Origin of the sequence: Pseudomonas sp. W2Oct36 (assembly GCF_041060465.1) — a bacterium.
Classification (GTDB): domain Bacteria; phylum Pseudomonadota; class Gammaproteobacteria; order Pseudomonadales; family Pseudomonadaceae; genus Aquipseudomonas; species Aquipseudomonas graminis_B.
This window is the reverse complement of record NZ_JAUERW010000006.1, coordinates 154305-172541: the sequence shown is the minus strand read 5'-3', so window position 1 is coordinate 172541 and position 18237 is coordinate 154305. Positions and strand designations below refer to the sequence as shown.

Genomic DNA, 18237 nt, shown 5'->3' with positions numbered 1-18237 from the left:
TTACCGGTTACTTCTCTCAATTTTCCCCAACCGCTTGCCAGCTTTCACCCCATTGGTTACGTTTGGCGACATGAAAACCTCTCACACCCTCATTCTGATGCGTCAACATCGCTGCCTCTGCCTCGTGAGCGCACGACTGCAAAGCTGAACGCGGTGCCTCGACGCTCTCCCCGCAGTGCTACTCTCGCATCAACCGGCTGGCCGCCTTCTTTCGGCCCTGAGTACAACAAGGACTATTCACATGACCATGCTCAAAGATCCCTCGACCAAGTACCGCGCCTTTCCTGTCATCGACCTGCCTGACCGCACCTGGCCTTCCAAGACCATCACTGCGGCGCCTATCTGGTGCAGCTCCGACTTGCGTGACGGTAACCAGTCCCTGATCGAGCCCATGGATGCGGTCAAGAAGCTGCGTTTCTGGAAGACCCTCGTGCAAGTCGGTGTGAAGGAAATCGAAGCCTCCTTCCCTTCTGCGTCGCAAACGGATTTCGACTTCGTGCGCACGCTCATCGAAGACGGCCACATCCCGGACGACACCACCATTCAGGTCCTGACTCAGGCCCGCGAAGACCTCATCGCACGGACGTTCGAATCCCTGCGCGGCGCCAAAAAAGCCATCGTCCACCTGTACAACGCCACCTGCCCGTCTTTCCGCCGCATCGTCTTCAACCAAGACAAAGCCGGCGTTAAAGCCATCGCCGTGAATGCCGCTCAGCTGTTCGTCAAATACGCCGCCCTGCAGCCAGAAACCCAATGGCAGTTCGAGTACTCGCCTGAGACGTTCAGCGCCACCGAGCTGGAGTTCGCCAAGGAAGTCTGCGACGCCGTCATCGAAGTGTGGAACGCGACGCCGCAGAACAAGGTGATCCTCAATCTGCCGGCAACCGTCGAAGTCGCCACCCCGAACATCTACGCCGACCAGATCGAATGGTTCTGCCGCAACATTTCACGCCGTGACAGCGTGATCATCAGCCTGCATACCCACAACGACCGAGGCACCGGCGTGGCGGCGACCGAGCTGGGCCTGATGGCCGGCGCGGATCGCGTTGAAGGCTGCCTGTTCGGCAACGGCGAGCGCACCGGCAACGTCGACCTGGTGACGGTCGCGCTGAACATGTACACCCAGGGCCTGAATCCACAGTTGGACTTTTCCGACATCGACGGCGTGCGCAAGGTCGTCGAGGAGTGCAACCAGATTCCGGTGCACCCGCGTCACCCGTATGTCGGCGACCTGGTGCATACCGCGTTCTCCGGCTCCCACCAGGATGCGATCCGCAAGGGCCTCACCCAGCAGAAAGAAGGCACGATGTGGGAAGTGCCGTACTTGCCAATCGACCCGGCCGACATTGGCCGCAGCTACGAGGCGGTGATCCGCGTCAACAGCCAGTCGGGCAAGGGCGGGATCACTTACCTGCTGGAACAGGAATACGGTATTTCCCTGCCGCGTCGCATGCAGATCGAGTTCAGCCAAGTGGTTCAGGGCGAGACCGATCGACTGGGCCTGGAGATGACCGCTCAGCAGATCTACTCGCTGTTCAAGCGTGAATACCTGCAGGCCAACAAGCCGTACGCGCTGGTCAGCCATCGTCTGCAAGAAGAAAACGGCAACAGCGCAGTCGAAGTGGTCGTGACCGGAATGAGCGACAGCGAAAGCAATCTGCGCTGGAAAGGCACCGGCAACGGCGCCTTGGAAGCGCTGGTTGCTGGTCTCCCGGTGTCAGCCGAGATCATGGACTACAACGAACACGCCATCGGCGCAGGCACCACGGCCAAGGCCGCCGCTTACATCGAGTTGCGTGTGAACGGTGACCGGGCGGTGCATGGCGTCGGCATCGACGAAAACATCACCACGGCCAGCTTCAAGGCGCTGTTTAGCGCTCTCAATCGTGGCTTGCTGCAGGCTGACGCGACAAAAGCGGCATAACTGCCGGCAATCATTCCTACGATAAAAAAGGCCCTGAAGTGCAAGCTTCAGGGCCTTTTGTTTGAGCGCCGGATTATCAGGCCGTGGTGTCGACTTTGACTTTCATCAAGTTCAACAGGGACGCCTGCAATGCGCCCAGCTGCGCCATGGTCCCGGAAATCTGCTGCTGGATCGCCATGACCTGCGTGGCCTTCAATTCATCGGGTGTCTTGCTGCCCTGGATCGCGGCCAACTGAGCCTGCTGCTGCTGGAGCATTTTCTGGGTTTGCTGAATCTGCTCCTGCAACTGCTTGATCATCTCCTCCTTCATGCTCGGCGCGTCGCCTGACTCACTGGCGCCGGCCGCCTTGGAGTCGCCATACACATTGCCACGCAGCTCGACGCTGGCGGTCTTGGCATCGCTCTTGGTGGAGTCGTCAGTTTTGACGGCAGCCGTGAACACGCTGGAGTAAGCGCCCAACGAACTGGTGTTGATGGTGGTCATGATGAACTCCTTATGAGGTGCACTTTGTATCGGCCAGCGTACAAACATCTGAAGTCGGATTTATTGCAGACGCAAATACGCCCCACGACCGAGGTCATGGAGCGGGTTATGTTTGAATCAGTGAATCAGGCGGTGGTGTTGATGCTGCCGGACTTCTGCAGTTGTAGAAGCGCCGCCTGCTCCGTGGACAGGCTGGCGGTCGTCGACGAGATCTGTCCCTGAATGGCCATCACCCTTGCCGATTTCTCCTCATCGGAACCCGAACTTGCCTGAGCGGCAGCGAGTTGCTGTTGCTGCTCCTGCAGGCGCTTCTGGGTTTCCTTGATCTGCTCTTCCAGCTTCTCGATGGCCTGCTCGCTGGTGCTGGAAGAATCAGACGCGCCGCCTGCCCCACCGGCACCGCCAGCGCCACCCGCTGCAGTCGTTGTCGTCGATGCAGACACCGAAGTGGCATCTGTCGTGGTGGAGGTGTCGCTGTCTGCCGCCGTCGTCGTGGCGTCTTTCTTGACCGCCACGGTGAAGCTGGTGGAATACGAACTCAATGAGGATGTGCTGATGGTGGTCATACCGATCTCCTGTCTGGGTACAACCGCTATCGACCACTCGCCCACTAACTCTATGACGTTACTGTATCTCGAATGTATCAGCGTCGAGACAGGCCGGGAATTTCTCGCGGTAGGCCGCCAGGCTCTGCGCTGACAGGCTGACCTGAAACACCCCGTCCGCCTCGCCGATGTTGAGCAGGCTCTCGCCCTGAAAATCCAGCACCTGGCTGTCGCCCGTGTAGGCGAAGCCCTTGCCATCAATCCCCACACGATTCACCGCAGCGACGTAACACAGGTTCTCGATGGCGCGCGCCGGCAGCAAGCGGTTCCAGTGCAGGCGGCGAGCACCCGGCCAGTTGGCGGTATAGAGCAGCAGATCGGTGTTGTGGGCGTCACGGCTCCACACCGGAAAACGCAGGTCGTAGCAGATCAGCGGACGAATCCGCCAGCCCTTGAGCTCGAACTGCACCTGGCGCTCGCCCGGGCTGTAATGCTCGTGCTCGCCGGCCATCCGGAACAGATGGCGCTTGTCGTAATGCAGCAGCTCGCCGTCCGGCCGCGCCCACAGCAAGCGATTGCGATGGCTGCCGTCAGCGGCGCGAATGATCACGCTTCCGGTCACCACGGCATCCAGTTGCCTGGCCTGCGCCAGTATCCACTGGGCAGTCGGGCCGTCTTCAGGTTCGGCCTGAGTTTCGGACGCCATGGTAAAGCCAGTGGTGAACATCTCCGGCAGGATCACCAGATCCGCGCCTTTGGCCTGGGCCAGCAGCTCTTCGAAGTGGGCGTGGTTCGCCGGGGCGTCGTGCCAGACCAACGTGGTCTGAACCAACGCGATATTCAGATTGGGCAGCGTACTCAGATCGCGCATAGCTTCTCCGCCGCCAGACGCAGCGTCTCCTCACGCTTGGGGAAGCACAGCCGGATCAGGCGTTGGCCTTCGGGCGGATTCTGATAGAAAACCGAAATGGGAATGCTCGCGACACCGTGTTCGCGGGTCATCCACAGCGACATGTCGACGTCATTGAGGTCCGGGCGGATCTGCGAATAATCAACGAGCTGAAAGTAGGTGCCGCTAGCCCGCGTGAAGGTGAAGCGCGACGCTTCCAGGCGATCGCAGAAATAGTCGCGCTTGGCCTGATAGAACGCCGGCAGTTCGTCGACATGTTCAGGGTGCGCCGCCATGAAATCGGCCAGCGCCCATTGCAACGGCGTGACACCACAGAATGCGACGAACTGATGGATCTTCCGTGCTTCGGCGGTCAGTGCCGGCGGCGCAACGAGGTAGCCGGTTTTCCAGCCGGTGACGTGGTAGGTCTTGCCGAACGAACTGACCACAAACGCGCGCTGATAGAGTTCGTCATGGGCCAGTACGCTGGCGTGTTGCAGGCCGTCGAACACCAGATGCTCGTAGACCTCGTCGCTGAGCACGTAAATGTCCCGGTCACGAATCAACGCCGCAAGGCGATCCAGCTCATCGCGGGTGATCAGCGCGCCGCTGGGATTGTGCGGCGTGTTGATGACGATCATCCGGGTGCGAGGGCTCAACGCTGCGCCGAGCTTTTCCCAGTCGATGGCGAAGTCGCCGTCTTTGAGCTGCACATGCACGGTGCGCCCGCCGGCCAGTTCCACCGACGGCGCATAACTGTCGTAGCACGGGTCGAAGACGATCACTTCATCGCCGGCGCTCACAACGGTCTGGATCGCGCAGAAGATGGCATGGGTGGCGCCGGGCGTGATGGTGATTTCGCTGTCGATGCCGACCTGACGGCCATAGCAGCGAGCGATCTTGGCCGCGACTTGCTCGCGCAATGCCGGCAGGCCGGCCATCGGCGCGTATTGGTTGTTGCCGTCCATGACGCGGCGGCAGAGGGCTTCACGCAGTGCGTCAGGCCCATCGAAATCGGGAAAACCCTGAGACAGATTGATCGCCCCGGTTTCGGCGGCAAGCTGAGACATCACAGTAAAAATGGTGGTGCCAACGTTCGGCAGTTTGCTGGTGATCATGGGGGTTTTCCTGCTCCACTCCCGACACCTGAAGGGCTCGGGGACTCGCAGGATAGCCCAGATGTCGCGCACAAAAAAAGGCGCCGCTGGCGCCTTTTCCGAGAAAGACCGTTACACGATCAGCGCTTGTCGCGGCGCTTCTTGTCGGCCTTCTTGTGGTGCGACATCATCCGACGCTTCTTGTTGACCTGGCGGTCGGTCAGCGTGTTCTTGTTGCCTTCATACGGGTTCTCGCCGCCCTTGAACTCGATGCGGATCGGCGTACCGACCAGCTTGAGCACGCGGCGATAGGTGTTCTCGAGATACCGGACGTACGACTTCGGCACTTTCTCGACCTGGTTGCCGTGGATCACGATCAACGGCGGGTTTGCGCCACCCAAGTGAGCGTAACGCAGCTTGATGCGGCGGCTGCCCACCATCGGCGGTGCGTGCTCGCTGACTGCGTCTTCCAGAATCTGGGTCAAACGGCTGGTCGGCCAACGGGTCACAGCGGATTTGAACGAGTTCTGCACCGACTGATACAGGTTACCCACGCCGGTGCCGTGCAGCGCCGAGATGAAGTGGATGTCGGCGAAGTCGACGAAGAACAACCGGCGCTCCAGCTCAACCTTCACGTAGTCGCGCTCGCTCGGCACCATGCCATCCCACTTGTTCAGCGCGATGACCAGGGCCCGACCGGATTCAAGGGCAAAGCCCAGCAGGTTGAGGTCGTGGTCGACGACGCCTTCGCGGGCGTCCATCACGAAGATCACCACGTTGGCGTCTTTGATTGCCTGCAGGGTTTTCACCACGGAGAACTTTTCGACTTCTTCGTGGATCTTGCCGCGCTTGCGGACACCGGCGGTGTCGATCAGCGTGTACTTTTCTTCGTTGCGTTCGAACGGGATGTAAATGCTGTCGCGGGTAGTGCCCGGCTCGTCGTAGACGATGACCCGGTCTTCACCGAGCATCCGGTTGACCAGCGTCGACTTGCCGACGTTAGGGCGGCCGATGATCGCGATCTTGATGCCGTCCTTCTCACTCGGGCCGGGAATGCGCTTGGCTTCCTGACCTTCGGCGACGACTTCCTCTTCTTCGCCTTCTTCGACTTCGTCAGCGTCTTTCGGGAAATCGCGCAGGGCGATCTCGAGCATCTGCGTGATGCCTCGACCGTGAGCGCCGGCGACCGGAATCGCGTCACCCATGCCCAGCGGTGCGAACTCGGCGCGGGCCATGTCAGGGTCGATGTTGTCGACCTTGTTGGCGACGACGTAGGACGTCTTGTTGCGCTTGCGCAGGTGCTCGCCAATCATCTGGTCGGCGGCCGTGAAGCCTGCTTTGGCGTCAACGAGGAACAACACGACATCGGCCTCTTCGATGGCCAGCAGCGACTGCTCGGCCATTTTTTCGTCCATGCCGTGTTCGTCACCGGAGATACCGCCGGTGTCGATCAGGATGTAGGAGCGCCCTTGCCACTTGGCCTCACCGTATTGGCGATCACGGGTCAGACCGGACAAGTCGCCGACGATGGCGTCACGAGTCCTGGTCAGGCGGTTGAACAAGGTGGACTTGCCGACGTTCGGTCGACCCACCAGGGCGATTACGGGAACCATGCGGCTCTCCACTTCGTTATTTCAGAAAATACAAAAGCCGCTGCAAGGCAGCGGCCGGAGTTCGGAGCGACGCCGAAGCGCCGCAGGCCCCATGGAAGCGGGGCCGCCTGAAGAAGCCGATACTCGACCGCCTCAAGCATAGACAGCCACTACTTGATCGTCAGCGCTTCCAGCTTGCCGCTGTTGCCGAAGACGTAAATGGTGCTGCCGGAGACCAGCGGGCGAGCACGCAGGCCATCGCTGTCGATCTTTTCACGGGCGACGAAATGGCCATCGACCTGGCTCAGCAGGTGCAGATAGCCTTCCATGTCACCGACCGCGACGTAGCTGGAGAACACTTCCGGCGCGCCGAGTTGGCGACGGGCCAGCGAGTCGTTGCTCCACAGACCGGTGGAAGAGCGCTCATCGATGCCTTCCACGGTGCCGTTGGCAAGCGAAACGTAAACGCTGCCGAAGCCCTGCGCCACACCCGAATAACTCGAGGCATCACGCTGCCACAGCACACGACCGCTCTGCAGTTCCAGGCCGGCTACGCGGCCCTGATAGGTCGCGACATACAGCGTGTTGCCGGAAAGCAGCAAACCGCCGTCGATGTCGACCACGCGATCCAGCTCGGAACGACCTGTCGGAACGGCAACGCGCTGCTCCCAGGCCGGGACGCCGTTGTTGATGTCCAGCGCCACAACCTTGCCGGTCGACAGCCCAGCGATGGCCAACGAACTGGTGGCAATCGGTGCGCCGGTGCCCCGCAATGTCAGAACCGCAGGACTGCTCTCGTAGATCCAGCGCTGATCACCAGTGATGGCGTCATAACCGATAACCCGGTCATCCTGAGTCTGGGCAACCACGACACTGCCGTTGGTGGCCGGAGCGGACAGCACTTCGCTGGTCGCCTTGGCTTTCCACTTCTGCTCGCCAGTGGCTTCGTCGAGGACGATGACTTCGCCGCGCAACGTGCCCAGCATGACCAGACCGAAACCTACGCCGACGGCGCCGGATACCGGTTGCTCAAGCTCTTTTTTCCAGACCACGTCGCCGTTGCTGCGGTTGATCGCCATGACCAGGCCGTTCGCATCGGCAGCGTAGATGTTCTCGCCGTCGATGGCCGGAACCAGCATGTTGTAGATGTCGCCCTGACCGTCACCGACGGAACGGCTCCACAACTTCTGCAGGGTCACTTCTTGCTTGAAGTCGACGAGTTCTGCCGGTGGCAGCTCTTTTTTGCTGTTGCTGCTGCAACCCGCGGCCAGAATGGCCAGAGCCAGCAATGCTGCATGTTTCCAACGAATCACGTCACGCATCCCCTTTCGCCAGATCGTCGAGCTTCATTTGCAGACCGCCAACAGCCGCTTCTTCGGAAAGCGCCGCCTTGGCCTTTTTGTATGCAGCATAAGCGTCATCGGTGCGACCCAGCTGAACCAGCAGGTCGCCACGCAGCTCTTCACGGCTGGCCGCGAAAGACTGGTCGGCCTGACCGTCGAGCAGCTTCAGCGCGTCTTCGGCCTTGTTCTGTGCAGCGAGGACACGAGCCAGACGCTGACGGGCGATTTCACCCAGGGTCGCGTTGGCCGGCTTGTCGGTCACGGATTTCAGCTCGTTCGCAGCGTCATCCAGCTTGCCGGTGTCCACAGCCACTTTGGCCACGAACAGGCTGCCGTACTGAGCGTATGCAGTGCCGCCAAATTCGCTCTTCAGCTTGCCGGCGATCTCGGCAACACGGCCTGCATCAGCCTGGCCGCTTGGCGTCAGTGCGGTTTCCAGCAATTGCTGGTACAGCGCCGAACCACCCTGCGCCTGATTGTTCTGATAGCGCTGCCAGCCTTGCCAGCCCAACACCACGATCACCGCGAGCAGGCCGCCGGTCAGCAGAGGCTTGCCGTTACGCTGCCACCAGTCCTTTACGGCAACCAGCTCATCATCATCGGTACTCGACACCCCAATACTCCTATTCGCTAAATCGGCTTTTATCTGCTTCAACCCTGCGAAATGCAGGTGGCCAGGTGCTCGGACAGAGCATCCCAGGCAATATTTTGTTGCTCGCCCTGACCACGCAGCGGCTTGACGCCCACTTCCTTGCGCGCCAGCTCTTCGTCGCCAAGGATCAGCGCGTACAGCGCACCGCTCTTGTCGGCCTTCTTGAACTGGCTCTTGAAGCTGCCAGCTCCGGCATTGACTTGCAGACGCAGATTTGGCGCCTGATCGCGCAAGCGCTCGGACAGGGTCAGCGCTGCCAGCTCGGCGGCCTCGCCGAATGCGCAAACGTAAACGTCGACCGTACGGGCGATCTCTTCGGGAATCTGCTCGAGGGTTTCCAGCAGCAGCACCAGACGTTCGATGCCCATGGCAAAGCCCACGCCTGACGTCGGTTTGCCGCCCATCTGCTCGACCAGACCGTCGTAACGGCCACCCGCGCAGACAGTCCCCTGAGCGCCGAGCTGGTCAGTGACCCACTCGAATACGGTTTTGCTGTAGTAATCCAGGCCACGAACCAGCTTCGGGTTGATCACGTACGGAATGCCCGCCGCGTCGAGACGCGCCTTCAGGCCTTCGAAGTGAACCCGGGATTCGTCGTCCAGGTAATCTGCCAGCTTGGGTGCATCAACCAGCACCGCCTGGGTTTCAGGGTGTTTGGTATCAAGCACGCGCAGCGGATTGCTCTTCAGACGGCGCTGACTGTCTTCGTCCAGTTGCTCGTGACGCGCCGAGAGATACTCGACCAGCGCTTCACGATAACGGCCGCGGGCTTCACTGGTGCCCAGGCTGTTGAGTTCCAGTTTGACGGCATTGCGAATACCCAGCAGGCCCCACAGACGCCAGGTCAGAACGATCAGCTCGGCGTCGATGTCCGGACCATCAAGGTTGAACACCTCGACACCGATCTGGTGAAACTGACGATAACGGCCTTTTTGCGGACGCTCGTGGCGAAACATCGGACCGATGTACCAGAGTTTCTGCACCTGACCGCCACCGGTGATGCCGTGTTCGAGGACCGCACGCACGCAGGCCGCCGTGCCTTCAGGGCGCAGGGTCAGCGAATCGCCATTGCGGTCAGCGAAGGTGTACATCTCTTTCTCGACGATGTCCGTGACTTCGCCGATGGAGCGTTTGAACAGGTCGGTGAACTCGACGATCGGCATGCGGATCTGGCGATAACCGTAGTTATCCAGCAAACGCGAGACCGTACCCTCGAAGTAGCGCCACAGCGGCGTCTGATCCGGCAGGATGTCGTTCATGCCACGAATGGCTTGCAGAGACTTACTCACAAATATTCCTTGGAAACTGGGTTAGCCGCGCGCGATCAGCGCTGCGTCGGCCTCGACCTTTTCGGCCGCTCTCTGACGGATCAAGCGTTCAAGCTGTTCCACCAGATTGTCATTTGTCAGCTTTTGCGCCGGCTTGCCATCAATGTAGATCAGGTTCGGCGTGCCTCCGGTCAGACCGACATGGGCTTCTTTCGCCTCGCCGGGACCGTTCACCACGCAACCGATCACCGCAACATCCAGCGGCACGAGCAAATCTTCAAGGCGCCCTTCCAGCTCGTTCATGGTCTTGACCACATCGAAGTTCTGCCGCGAGCAGCTCGGGCAGGCGATGAAGTTGATGCCACGGGAACGCAGGCGCAGCGACTTGAGGATGTCGTAACCGACCTTCACTTCTTCAACCGGATCGGCTGCCAGCGAAATCCGAATGGTATCGCCGATCCCTTCGGCGAGCAGCATACCTAGGCCGACGGCCGATTTCACTGTGCCTGAGCGCAAACCGCCCGCTTCAGTGATACCCAGGTGCAACGGCTGGATGATTTGCTTGGCCAGGAGGCGATACGCCTCGACCGCCATGAACACATCGGAAGCCTTGACGCTGACCTTGAAGTCCTGGAAATCCAGACGGTCCAGATGCTCGACGTGCCGCAGCGCGGACTCGACCAGGGCAGCGGGCGTTGGCTCGCCGTACTTCTTCTGCAGGTCTTTTTCCAGCGAACCGGCATTGACGCCGATGCGGATCGGAATGCCGCGATCACGGGCCGCCTCGACCACCGCGCGGACGCGGTCTTCACGGCCGATGTTGCCCGGGTTGATCCGCAGGCAATCGACGCCCAACTCGGCCACGCGCAGGGCGATTTTATAGTCGAAGTGAATGTCAGCGACCAACGGGACCTTGACCAACTGTTTGATACGGCCAAAGGCCTCGGCAGCGTCCATGTCGGGCACCGAGACGCGAACGATGTCCACGCCGGCGGCTTCCAGACGGTTGATCTGTGCCACGGTAGCCGCGACGTCATTGGTGTCACTGTTGGTCATGCTCTGCACTGCGATCGGGGCATCGCCACCGACCGGCACCGAGCCGACCCAGATTTTACGAGATTCGCGACGTTTGATCGGAGATTCGCCGTGCATGACTTATTGCCCTAGCTTCAGGCGAGCAGTTTCGCCACTGGTGAAAGGTGCCACATCAACCGGCTGACCGTTGTAGCTCACTTGCGCGCCGCGAGCAAAGCCCAGGCGCAGGGTCAGCGGCGGCTTGCCATTGACGTCGAGGCTGTCGCCTTTTTTCTTGAGTCCGCTCATCAGCACTTTGCCGTTGCCATCGGTGACCTGGGTCCAGCAATCGTTGACAAACTGAACCTGAACGCGGCCGGCACCTGCCGGTACGGGCGCTGCGTCAGCCGCTGCACTCGTTGCGGTATTGACGGGTGCGGTGGTCGCAGGCGTTGGCGCCACGGTGGTGACCGGCGCGGTTGGGGTCGACGTGGTATGTGCAGGTGCTACCGGCGCGGTGGTTGATGTGCTGTGAGGAACTAAAGCGCCTGCAACGGCGGTGCCGGTGCTGGCGGGTGCGGTGCTGGAGGAAGCAGGTGCATCAGGCGCGGACGCAGGCTCGGCGTTGTTCAACGGCAACGCGGTCTGGCCTTGAGCGACAGCTTGATCTTCCGGCTCGTCGAGCGGATGGATCTGGGTGGTGCCGTCGGCGCTTTCGACTTCGACATGCTCCATGCCCAGATTGGTCGGTTCCTTGCCGCGCAGCGTCGCTTGATCCTGCCACCACACGAAGCCGCCGCCGATCAATGCGATGAGCAGCAAAAGGCTGACGATGCGCAGAATATTGTGAGACAGGCGTACGGGCTCTTCGATTCGGCCCAGTGCATGAACGCTGCTGCCCTTGCCGTCGGTGCCGGTGTATTGGTCGAACGCACTGACCAATGCAGCTTGATCAAGTTCAAGCAGCTTTGCGTAGGCGCGGACATAGCCGCGGGCAAAGGTATGGCCGGGGAGCTTGTCGAAATCGCCCGCTTCCAGATGAGTCAGGGAAGTCACGGTGAGGTTGAGCCTCAACGCCACATCTGGCAGCGACCAGTTCTTGCTCTCGCGGGCCTGTCGCAATGTTTCGCCTGGGTTCGTGCGAGTGGCTGCTACAACTTCGGGATGCGCCGCTTTCATCATTGCTCCGACAGGTATTGCTGATATTCCGGCGTACCGGGATAGAGTCTTTTTAGAAGCAGCCCATAGCTGGCTGCCTTGTTGCGATCATCAAACACCTTCGCCAGCCGCGTGCCGAGCAACAGGCTCCGCGCATTCTGCTCGCTCAACTGGCTGAAACGCTCGTAGTAATCGCGTGCCGGCACATAATGCCTGTCTTCGTACGACAACTCAGCCATTTCCAGCAACGCGCGTGGCTGCTGACGATCGAGGCGCAGGGCTTTGTCGAAATGCTCACGGGCGGTGTCGCGATCCCCAAGCATCACAGCCGTCATGCCGAGGTTTTCGAACACTCGGGCGCGCTCGGCGTAGAGATTATCCTCGGCGGCCTGCTCGAAGCGCTCGTAGGCTTCCTTGTAACGTTTCTGCTGGTAAAGAAAGCTGCCGTAATTGTTGAGGATTCGCGCGTCTTTGGAACGTGCCGACAACGCTTTTTGGTAATACTGGTTGGCCAGTTCCGGTTCCATCTCGGCCTGGAACACCAGCGCCAGCGCAGCATTGGCATCCGCATCGGAGCCGTTCAGCTCAAGCGCTTTTTTCAGAGGCGCCTTCGCACGCTCCATCTGGCCTTGCTGAAGATAGCCCAAACCCAATTGCACGTAAGCCTGACGAGCTTCCTCACGCCCCTTGCTGGTACTCAGCGGATCGACGTTGCCGGTAGACACACAACCGACCAGCAGCGTGGCAAAACAGAGCAGCAGCGCAACGCGCAGGGACATAGAGATCCTCTCAGTCAAATTCGCATTCAATTGCGAGCGGAAGCGGCCTGCACCACGTCGGCATCGGCACTGAGCTCTCGCACAGCGATATAGCGCTCGCTGCGACGGGTGCGGTCCATGACCTGCCCGACCAACTGGCCGCAGGCAGCATCGATGTCCTCACCGCGCGTGGTACGCACGGTGACGTTGAAGCCGGCTTGATGCAGCAGATCCTGGAAACGACGGATTGCGTTGTTGCTGGGGCGTTCGTAGCCCGAATGCGGAAACGGGTTGAACGGGATCAGGTTGACCTTGCACGGCGTGTCCTTGAGCAGCTCGATCATCTCGATCGCGTGCTCAGGCCTGTCGTTGATGTCCTTGAGCAGCGTGTACTCGATGGTCAGCACGCGCTTTTCGCCCAGCGCAGCCATGTAGTTGCGGCAGGACTCGAGGAGCATCTTCAGAGGGTATTTTTTATTGATCGGCACCAGCTGGTTTCGCAGCGCGTCATTGGGCGCGTGCAACGAAAGGGCCAGCGAAACGTCGATGTGCTTGGACAGCTCATCGATCATTGGCACCACGCCGGAGGTGGACAGCGTCACCCGGCGCTTGGAAATGCCATACCCCAGGTCATCCATCATCAGATGCATGGCGGCAATGACATTGTCGAAGTTCAGCAATGGCTCGCCCATCCCCATCATCACCACGTTGGTGATGGCGCGGTCGACGGTAGCCGGGACACTGCCGAAAGATTTGTTGGCAATCCACACCTGGCCAATGACTTCGGCGGCGGTGAGGTTGCTGTTGAAGCCTTGTTTGCCGGTGGAGCAGAAACTGCAGTCCAGCGCACAGCCCGCCTGGGACGAGACACACAGCGTGCCGCGTTTGCCTTGCGGAATATAGACGGTCTCGACGCAGCTGCCGGACTCGACACGGACGACCCATTTACGGGTGCCGTCGGTGGAGATGTCCTCGCTGACGACTTCAGGACCGCGAATTTCGGCACGGCTCTGCAGCTTTTCGCGCAGGGCCTTGCCGACATTCGTCATGGCGTCGAAGTTATCGACGCCAAAGTGGTGAATCCACTTCATGACCTGACCGGCACGGAAGCGTTTCTCCCCGATAGACTCGAAGAATTTTTCCATTTCCAGCCGGGTCAGACCCAACAGGTTGATTTTGCCAGTTGATTCAGTCATGGATTCACCCTCACTCGCAGCAATAGCTTAGCGAGTGGTTACCTCGGTAGCAGCGAAGAAGTACGAGATTTCACGAGCAGCAGCGGCTTCGGAGTCGGAGCCGTGAACAGCGTTGGCGTCGATGGAATCAGCGAAGTCAGCGCGGATGGTGCCGGCAGCAGCTTCTTTAGGGTTGGTAGCGCCCATCAGCTCGCGGTTCAGAGCGATAGCGTTTTCGCCTTCCAGAACCTGCACGACAACCGGGCCGGAGATCATGAATGCAACCAGATCACCGAAGAAACCACGGGCGCTGTGCTCAGCGTAGAAACCTTCTGCTTCGGCCTTGGACAGTTGCTTCAGTTTCGAAGCGACAACGCGCAGACCGGCTTTTTCGAAACGGGTGGTGATTTCGCCGATGACGTTTTTGGCAACAGCATCAGGCTTGATGATCGAGAAAGTACGTTGAACAGCCATGGTGTAACTCCAGAAGCAGTGATTATTGCGAAAAATTAAACCCGCGAATTATACGCGGGTTTGATGTTATTGCCTAACGTGCAAATCTGATCAGTCGATTTCGCCGGCCCAGAGCGTCTGGACCGCCTCCAGCACTTTCTCGCCGACGCGGCCAGAGGTGTCGTCGAAATCCGGGAGCTGCTTGATCATCAGTTGCAGCTTGGTGAACCCTACCGAATAAGGGTCAACGCCGGGGTGAGTCTCGGCGAGTTCTTCAGCGATGCGTTGTACGTCATTCCAACCGTAACTCATGACAGCTTCTCGATCAGTGCGGCGCTTCGGCAGCGTGGTTAAGCGAATATTTCGGGATCTCGACGGTGAGGTCTTCGGTGCCGACCTTGGCCTGACAGGCCAGACGGGACTGCGCTTCCAGCCCCCACGCACGGTCAAGATAGTCCTCTTCCAGCTCGTCCGCTTCTTCGAGGGAGTTGAAGCCCGCACGAATGATGCAGTGGCAGGTGGTGCAGGCGCAGACGCCGCCGCATGCGCTTTCGATCTCGATGTGGTGGTCGTGGGCGAGTTCCAGAATCGACTTGCCGACTTCGGCCTCGACAACCATCCCGTCCGGGCAATGCTCGGCGTGTGGCAGAAATGTAACCTGCGGCATCAGTTATTCCTCAATCTCATTCAGGTTGCGCCCTGACAGCGCGGCTTTCACCGTCGAGTCCAGGCGGCGGGCGGCGAACGCATCCGTCACCTGCGACAGACGCTTGGTCTGCTGCTCGATGGCCGGACCGTCATCGCCCTTCATCAATTCACGAAGTTCTTCCATCTGCAGGTCGATCACCATGCGCTCTTCGGCATCGAGCAAGCGTTCGCCATCGGCCTGCAACGCACCTTCGACCGCTTCGAGCAAACGCTGCGCGTCGACCTGCTGCTCTCGCAGCGCGCGAGCCACCATGTCGTCACTGGCGTACTGGAACGAATCCTTCAGCATGCGGGTGATTTCACCGTCAGTCAGGCCATAAGAAGGCTTGACCTGAATGCTCGACTCCACGCCCGACGCCAGCTCGCGGGCGGACACGCTGAGCAGGCCGTCGGCGTCGACCTGAAAGGTCACGCGGATTTTCGCGGCGCCGGCGACCATCGCGGGAATGCCGCGCAGGTCAAAACGCGCCAGTGAACGGCAGTCGCTGATCAATTCACGCTCGCCTTGGAGCACGTGGATCATCATGGCCGACTGGCCGTCCTTATAAGTGGTGAACTCCTGGGCGCGGGCCACCGGGATCGTGGTGTTGCGCGGAATGACCTTCTCCATCAGTCCGCCCATGGTCTCCAGCCCCAGGGACAACGGGATCACGTCGAGCAGCAACAGCTCGCCGCCATCGCGCTTGTTACCTGCCAGGGTATCGGCCTGAATCGCAGCGCCGATGGCGACTACCTGATCGGGGTCGATCTCGGTCAACGGCTGGCGGCCGAACAGTTCGGCCACCGCTTCGCGCACTCGCGGGACGCGGGTGGAACCACCCACCATGACCACGGCTTCGACTTCATCCAGCTCAATGCCGCAATCACGAACGGCACGACGGCAAGCTTTGAGACTGCGGGCGATCATCGGCTCAATGAGGGCATCGAATGCGGCGCGGGTCAGAACGCCCTGCCATTCGCCATGGACTACTTCCACCGAATCGGCGTCAGTCAGGGATTCCTTCGCCGCACATGCCGCCTGCATCAAGCGGCGCTGGGCAGCAGGATCGAGGTCGTCGGACAGGCCGGCTTCAGCAATGATCCAGGTTGCGATGGCGTGATCGAAATCATCACCTCCCAGCGCGCTGTCGCCACCGGTGGCCATGACTTCAAACACGCCGCCGGTGAGGCGCAGGATCGAGATGTCGAAGGTGCCGCCGCCCAGATCGTAAATCGCGACCACGCCCTCTGCGTTCTGGTCCAGCCCGTATGCCACGGCAGCCGCAGTGGGCTCGTTGAGCAGGCGCAGGACGGTGAGACCCGCCAGCTTCGCGGCGTCTTTGGTGGCCTGACGCTGAGCGTCATCGAAATAGGCGGGAACGGTGATGACCGCACCGACCAGTTCGCCACCCAGTGTTTCTTCGGCGCGCTGGCGCAGCACCTTAAGAATGTCGGCCGACACTTCGACCGGGCTCTTAGGGCCCTGCACGGTTTCAATGAACGGCATGTGGGATTCCCCACCGGTGAAGCGGTAAGGCAACTGCCCACCCAAATGCTTCACGTCGGAGATCCCGCGCCCCATGAGGCGCTTGACGGAAATAATGGTATTCAGAGGATCTGTCGCAGCCGCACCCTTGGCCGACTGGCCTACTTCGACACGATCGGCGTGATAGCGAACGGCGGACGGCAGGATGACCTGACCGTTGGCGTCGGGGAGCGGCTCACTGATGCCGCTGCGCAGGGCAGCCACCAGCGAGTTGGTGGTGCCGAGGTCAATCCCGACAGCCAGGCGACGCTGATGAGGTTTTGGAGCTTGGCCGGGTTCGGCGATCTGCAGTAGAGCCATTGCTTTTCTGATATCACTGGCGAGCCGCCCCAGAAGGACGGCGCGGGGTTAATCGTCGAGGCGCTCTTCGAGCTGGCGCACTTCGTAGGAGAGCTTGTCGAGGAACTGCATGCGGCGCATCAGCCGTTCAGCCTGATCACGCTGTGCAGCATCGTCCCAACAGGCCGCGAAGCTTTCGTTCAGTTCTTCCTGGGCAACCTTCAGCCGGCGTTTGAATACCGCAACGCCCGCCAGATCCGCGTCGTCCTGCAAATCTTCGAGCTCTTCGCGCCATTGCATCTGCTGCATCAGAAACTCGGGATCCTGCACAGTGACTTCCAGCGGAACTTCGCCCTTCAGCGCCAACAGGTAACGCGCCCTTTTCGGCGCATTCTTGAGCGTTTGGTAGGCGTCGTTCAGACTGGCGGAGCGCTCCAGCGCAACCCGTTGCTCAGCCTCAGGGGCATCGGCAAAACGGTCGGGGTGCACGCTCCGGGCAAGCTCACGGTAACGCGTCGCCAACAGGTCGAGGTCCAGATCGAAGCCCGGCTGCAGGTCGAATAAAGCAAAGTGACAAGGAGTACCCACAATAAGCCTCAGACGTTGAAGCTTTCGCCGCAGCCACATTCACCGCGCGAATTGGGATTGTTGAACTTGAAGCCTTCGTTCAACCCTTCCTTGACGAAATCGAGCTCGGTGCCGTCAAGGTAGACCAGGCTCTTGGGATCGATGATCACCTTGACGCCGTGATACTCGAACACCGTGTCTTCGCTTTCCGGCTCATCGACGAACTCGAGCACGTAGGCAAGCCCGGAACAACCGGTCGTGCGAACGCCCAGACGAATGCCGTCACCCTTACCGCGCCCATCGAGGGAGCGGCGTACATGGTTGGCGGCCGCTTCGGTCATGCTGATAGCCATCGGAACTCCTTACCTCACGCAAGTTACTTAACGCAGCGGAACAGACTCTGCTCAGAGCAGGCCTTTCTTCTGCTTGTAGTCGCGAACGGCCGCCTTGATGGCGTCTTCAGCGAGCACGGAGCAGTGGATTTTCACTGGCGGCAGGGCCAGTTCTTCAGCCAGCTGAGTGTTTTTGATGGTCTCTGCTTCATCCAGAGTCTTGCCCTTCATCCACTCGGTGGCCAGGGAGCTCGACGCGATGGCAGAGCCGCAGCCGTAGGTTTTGAACTTGGCGTCTTCAATGATGCCCTGCTCGTTCACCTTGATCTGCAGACGCATAACATCGCCGCAAGCCGGCGCGCCGACCATGCCGGTGCCGACATCAGGGTCTTCCGCGTTCATCTTGCCGACGTTGCGGGGATTCTCGTAGTGGTCAATGACCTTTTCGCTGTAAGCCATGGTGCAATTCCTCAT

The 18237-nt window shown here is 60.3% G+C and carries 20 protein-coding genes; 1 reads left to right on the top strand and 19 read right to left on the bottom strand.

Annotated features, from left to right (window positions below; genetic code table 11):
* The first annotated feature begins 241 nt into the window (after positions 1-241).
* Positions 242-1924: a 2-isopropylmalate synthase gene (gene leuA, locus QWI18_RS11485; protein ID WP_192132305.1), complete on the top strand. Its 1683-nt coding sequence runs from the start codon at positions 242-244 to the stop codon at positions 1922-1924.
* A 76-nt stretch (positions 1925-2000) separates the two neighbouring features.
* Here leuA and QWI18_RS11480 read toward each other — a convergent pair whose 3' ends face one another.
* The 19 genes from QWI18_RS11480 to iscU form a co-directional block, all read right to left on the bottom strand.
* A complete protein-coding gene (locus tag QWI18_RS11480; protein ID WP_065989998.1) occupies positions 2001-2408 on the bottom strand; it encodes a hypothetical protein in 408 nt (135 codons plus the stop codon).
* A 125-nt stretch (positions 2409-2533) separates the two neighbouring features.
* The gene (locus QWI18_RS11475; RefSeq protein ID WP_296315429.1) at positions 2534-2974 is read right to left on the bottom strand and encodes a hypothetical protein; all 441 of its coding nucleotides are present in this window, start codon (positions 2972-2974) and stop codon (positions 2534-2536) included.
* Positions 2975-3032: 58 nt separating this feature from the next.
* The gene (locus tag QWI18_RS11470; RefSeq protein WP_065990001.1) at positions 3033-3824 is read right to left on the bottom strand and encodes an amidohydrolase; all 792 of its coding nucleotides are present in this window, start codon (positions 3822-3824) and stop codon (positions 3033-3035) included.
* Entirely contained in the window at positions 3812-4960 is a 1149-nt protein-coding gene (locus QWI18_RS11465) for a pyridoxal phosphate-dependent aminotransferase (RefSeq protein WP_369318867.1), read from the bottom strand. The genes QWI18_RS11470 and QWI18_RS11465 overlap by 13 nt, the downstream gene beginning before the upstream one ends.
* 119 nt (positions 4961-5079) lie before the next feature.
* On the bottom strand, positions 5080-6552 hold the full coding sequence (der, locus tag QWI18_RS11460) for a ribosome biogenesis GTPase Der (protein ID WP_065990003.1): 1473 nt from the start codon (positions 6550-6552) through the stop codon (positions 5080-5082).
* A gap of 149 nt (positions 6553-6701) precedes the next feature.
* Positions 6702-7853 (bottom strand): outer membrane protein assembly factor BamB, encoded by a 1152-nt coding sequence (bamB, locus tag QWI18_RS11455; RefSeq protein WP_065990004.1) that lies wholly within the window; start codon positions 7851-7853, stop codon positions 6702-6704.
* Positions 7846-8487 (bottom strand): tetratricopeptide repeat protein, encoded by a 642-nt coding sequence (locus QWI18_RS11450; protein WP_065990005.1) that lies wholly within the window; start codon positions 8485-8487, stop codon positions 7846-7848. Before QWI18_RS11450 ends, bamB begins: the two co-directional genes overlap by 8 nt.
* A gap of 38 nt (positions 8488-8525) precedes the next feature.
* Complete coding sequence (gene hisS / locus QWI18_RS11445) at positions 8526-9815, bottom strand: histidine--tRNA ligase (protein ID WP_369318866.1); 1290 nt, start codon at positions 9813-9815, stop codon at positions 8526-8528.
* Positions 9816-9836: 21 nt separating this feature from the next.
* Positions 9837-10946, bottom strand: coding sequence for a flavodoxin-dependent (E)-4-hydroxy-3-methylbut-2-enyl-diphosphate synthase (gene ispG / locus QWI18_RS11440; RefSeq protein ID WP_296314492.1), 1110 nt, complete (start codon positions 10944-10946; stop codon positions 9837-9839).
* 3 nt (positions 10947-10949) lie between these two features.
* Complete coding sequence (locus tag QWI18_RS11435; protein ID WP_369318865.1) at positions 10950-11987, bottom strand: RodZ domain-containing protein; 1038 nt, start codon at positions 11985-11987, stop codon at positions 10950-10952.
* A complete protein-coding gene (pilW, locus tag QWI18_RS11430) occupies positions 11987-12745 on the bottom strand; it encodes a type IV pilus biogenesis/stability protein PilW (RefSeq protein ID WP_192132315.1) in 759 nt (252 codons plus the stop codon). The genes QWI18_RS11435 and pilW overlap by 1 nt, the downstream gene beginning before the upstream one ends.
* A 26-nt stretch (positions 12746-12771) precedes the next feature.
* On the bottom strand, positions 12772-13920 hold the full coding sequence (gene rlmN, locus QWI18_RS11425) for a 23S rRNA (adenine(2503)-C(2))-methyltransferase RlmN (RefSeq protein ID WP_192132317.1): 1149 nt from the start codon (positions 13918-13920) through the stop codon (positions 12772-12774).
* 27 nt (positions 13921-13947) lie between these two features.
* Positions 13948-14373 (bottom strand): nucleoside-diphosphate kinase, encoded by a 426-nt coding sequence (ndk, locus tag QWI18_RS11420; protein ID WP_007916882.1) that lies wholly within the window; start codon positions 14371-14373, stop codon positions 13948-13950.
* 90 nt (positions 14374-14463) lie between these two features.
* On the bottom strand, positions 14464-14664 hold the full coding sequence (iscX, locus tag QWI18_RS11415; protein WP_192132319.1) for a Fe-S cluster assembly protein IscX: 201 nt from the start codon (positions 14662-14664) through the stop codon (positions 14464-14466).
* A 13-nt stretch (positions 14665-14677) separates the two neighbouring features.
* Positions 14678-15019, bottom strand: coding sequence for an ISC system 2Fe-2S type ferredoxin (gene fdx, locus QWI18_RS11410; RefSeq protein WP_065990018.1), 342 nt, complete (start codon positions 15017-15019; stop codon positions 14678-14680).
* A gap of 3 nt (positions 15020-15022) precedes the next feature.
* Complete coding sequence (hscA, locus tag QWI18_RS11405; protein WP_369318864.1) at positions 15023-16885, bottom strand: Fe-S protein assembly chaperone HscA; 1863 nt, start codon at positions 16883-16885, stop codon at positions 15023-15025.
* Between the two features lie 48 nt (positions 16886-16933).
* Positions 16934-17452, bottom strand: a complete 519-nt coding sequence (hscB, locus tag QWI18_RS11400) for a co-chaperone HscB (protein WP_296308341.1) — start codon at positions 17450-17452, stop codon at positions 16934-16936.
* 8 nt (positions 17453-17460) lie between these two features.
* Positions 17461-17784 carry an iron-sulfur cluster assembly protein IscA gene (iscA, locus tag QWI18_RS11395; RefSeq protein WP_065990022.1) on the bottom strand — a complete coding sequence of 108 codons (324 nt, stop codon included), beginning with the start codon at positions 17782-17784 and terminating at the stop codon, positions 17461-17463.
* A 51-nt stretch (positions 17785-17835) separates the two neighbouring features.
* On the bottom strand, positions 17836-18222 hold the full coding sequence (gene iscU / locus QWI18_RS11390) for a Fe-S cluster assembly scaffold IscU (protein WP_062383507.1): 387 nt from the start codon (positions 18220-18222) through the stop codon (positions 17836-17838).
* Positions 18223-18237 lie beyond the last annotated feature (15 nt).

What these genes read in the sequence shown, in the direction of transcription:
- leuA (WP_192132305.1), top strand. Translation starts at nt 242, where the DNA reads ATGACCATGCTCAAAGATCCCTCGACCAAGTACCGCGCCTTTCCTGTC.
- QWI18_RS11480 (WP_065989998.1), bottom strand. Translation starts at nt 2,408, where the DNA reads ATGACCACCATCAACACCAGTTCGTTGGGCGCTTACTCCAGCGTGTTC.
- QWI18_RS11475 (WP_296315429.1), bottom strand. Translation starts at nt 2,974, where the DNA reads ATGACCACCATCAGCACATCCTCATTGAGTTCGTATTCCACCAGCTTC.
- QWI18_RS11470 (WP_065990001.1), bottom strand. Translation starts at nt 3,824, where the DNA reads ATGCGCGATCTGAGTACGCTGCCCAATCTGAATATCGCGTTGGTTCAG.
- QWI18_RS11465 (WP_369318867.1), bottom strand. Translation starts at nt 4,960, where the DNA reads ATGATCACCAGCAAACTGCCGAACGTTGGCACCACCATTTTTACTGTG.
- der (WP_065990003.1), bottom strand. Translation starts at nt 6,552, where the DNA reads ATGGTTCCCGTAATCGCCCTGGTGGGTCGACCGAACGTCGGCAAGTCC.
- bamB (WP_065990004.1), bottom strand. Translation starts at nt 7,853, where the DNA reads ATGCGTGACGTGATTCGTTGGAAACATGCAGCATTGCTGGCTCTGGCC.
- ispG (WP_296314492.1), bottom strand. Translation starts at nt 10,946, where the DNA reads ATGCACGGCGAATCTCCGATCAAACGTCGCGAATCTCGTAAAATCTGG.
- QWI18_RS11435 (WP_369318865.1), bottom strand. Translation starts at nt 11,987, where the DNA reads ATGAAAGCGGCGCATCCCGAAGTTGTAGCAGCCACTCGCACGAACCCA.
- pilW (WP_192132315.1), bottom strand. Translation starts at nt 12,745, where the DNA reads ATGTCCCTGCGCGTTGCGCTGCTGCTCTGTTTTGCCACGCTGCTGGTC.
- rlmN (WP_192132317.1), bottom strand. Translation starts at nt 13,920, where the DNA reads ATGACTGAATCAACTGGCAAAATCAACCTGTTGGGTCTGACCCGGCTG.
- ndk (WP_007916882.1), bottom strand. Translation starts at nt 14,373, where the DNA reads ATGGCTGTTCAACGTACTTTCTCGATCATCAAGCCTGATGCTGTTGCC.
- iscX (WP_192132319.1), bottom strand. Translation starts at nt 14,664, where the DNA reads ATGAGTTACGGTTGGAATGACGTACAACGCATCGCTGAAGAACTCGCC.
- fdx (WP_065990018.1), bottom strand. Translation starts at nt 15,019, where the DNA reads ATGCCGCAGGTTACATTTCTGCCACACGCCGAGCATTGCCCGGACGGG.
- hscA (WP_369318864.1), bottom strand. Translation starts at nt 16,885, where the DNA reads ATGGCTCTACTGCAGATCGCCGAACCCGGCCAAGCTCCAAAACCTCAT.
- iscA (WP_065990022.1), bottom strand. Translation starts at nt 17,784, where the DNA reads ATGGCTATCAGCATGACCGAAGCGGCCGCCAACCATGTACGCCGCTCC.
- iscU (WP_062383507.1), bottom strand. Translation starts at nt 18,222, where the DNA reads ATGGCTTACAGCGAAAAGGTCATTGACCACTACGAGAATCCCCGCAAC.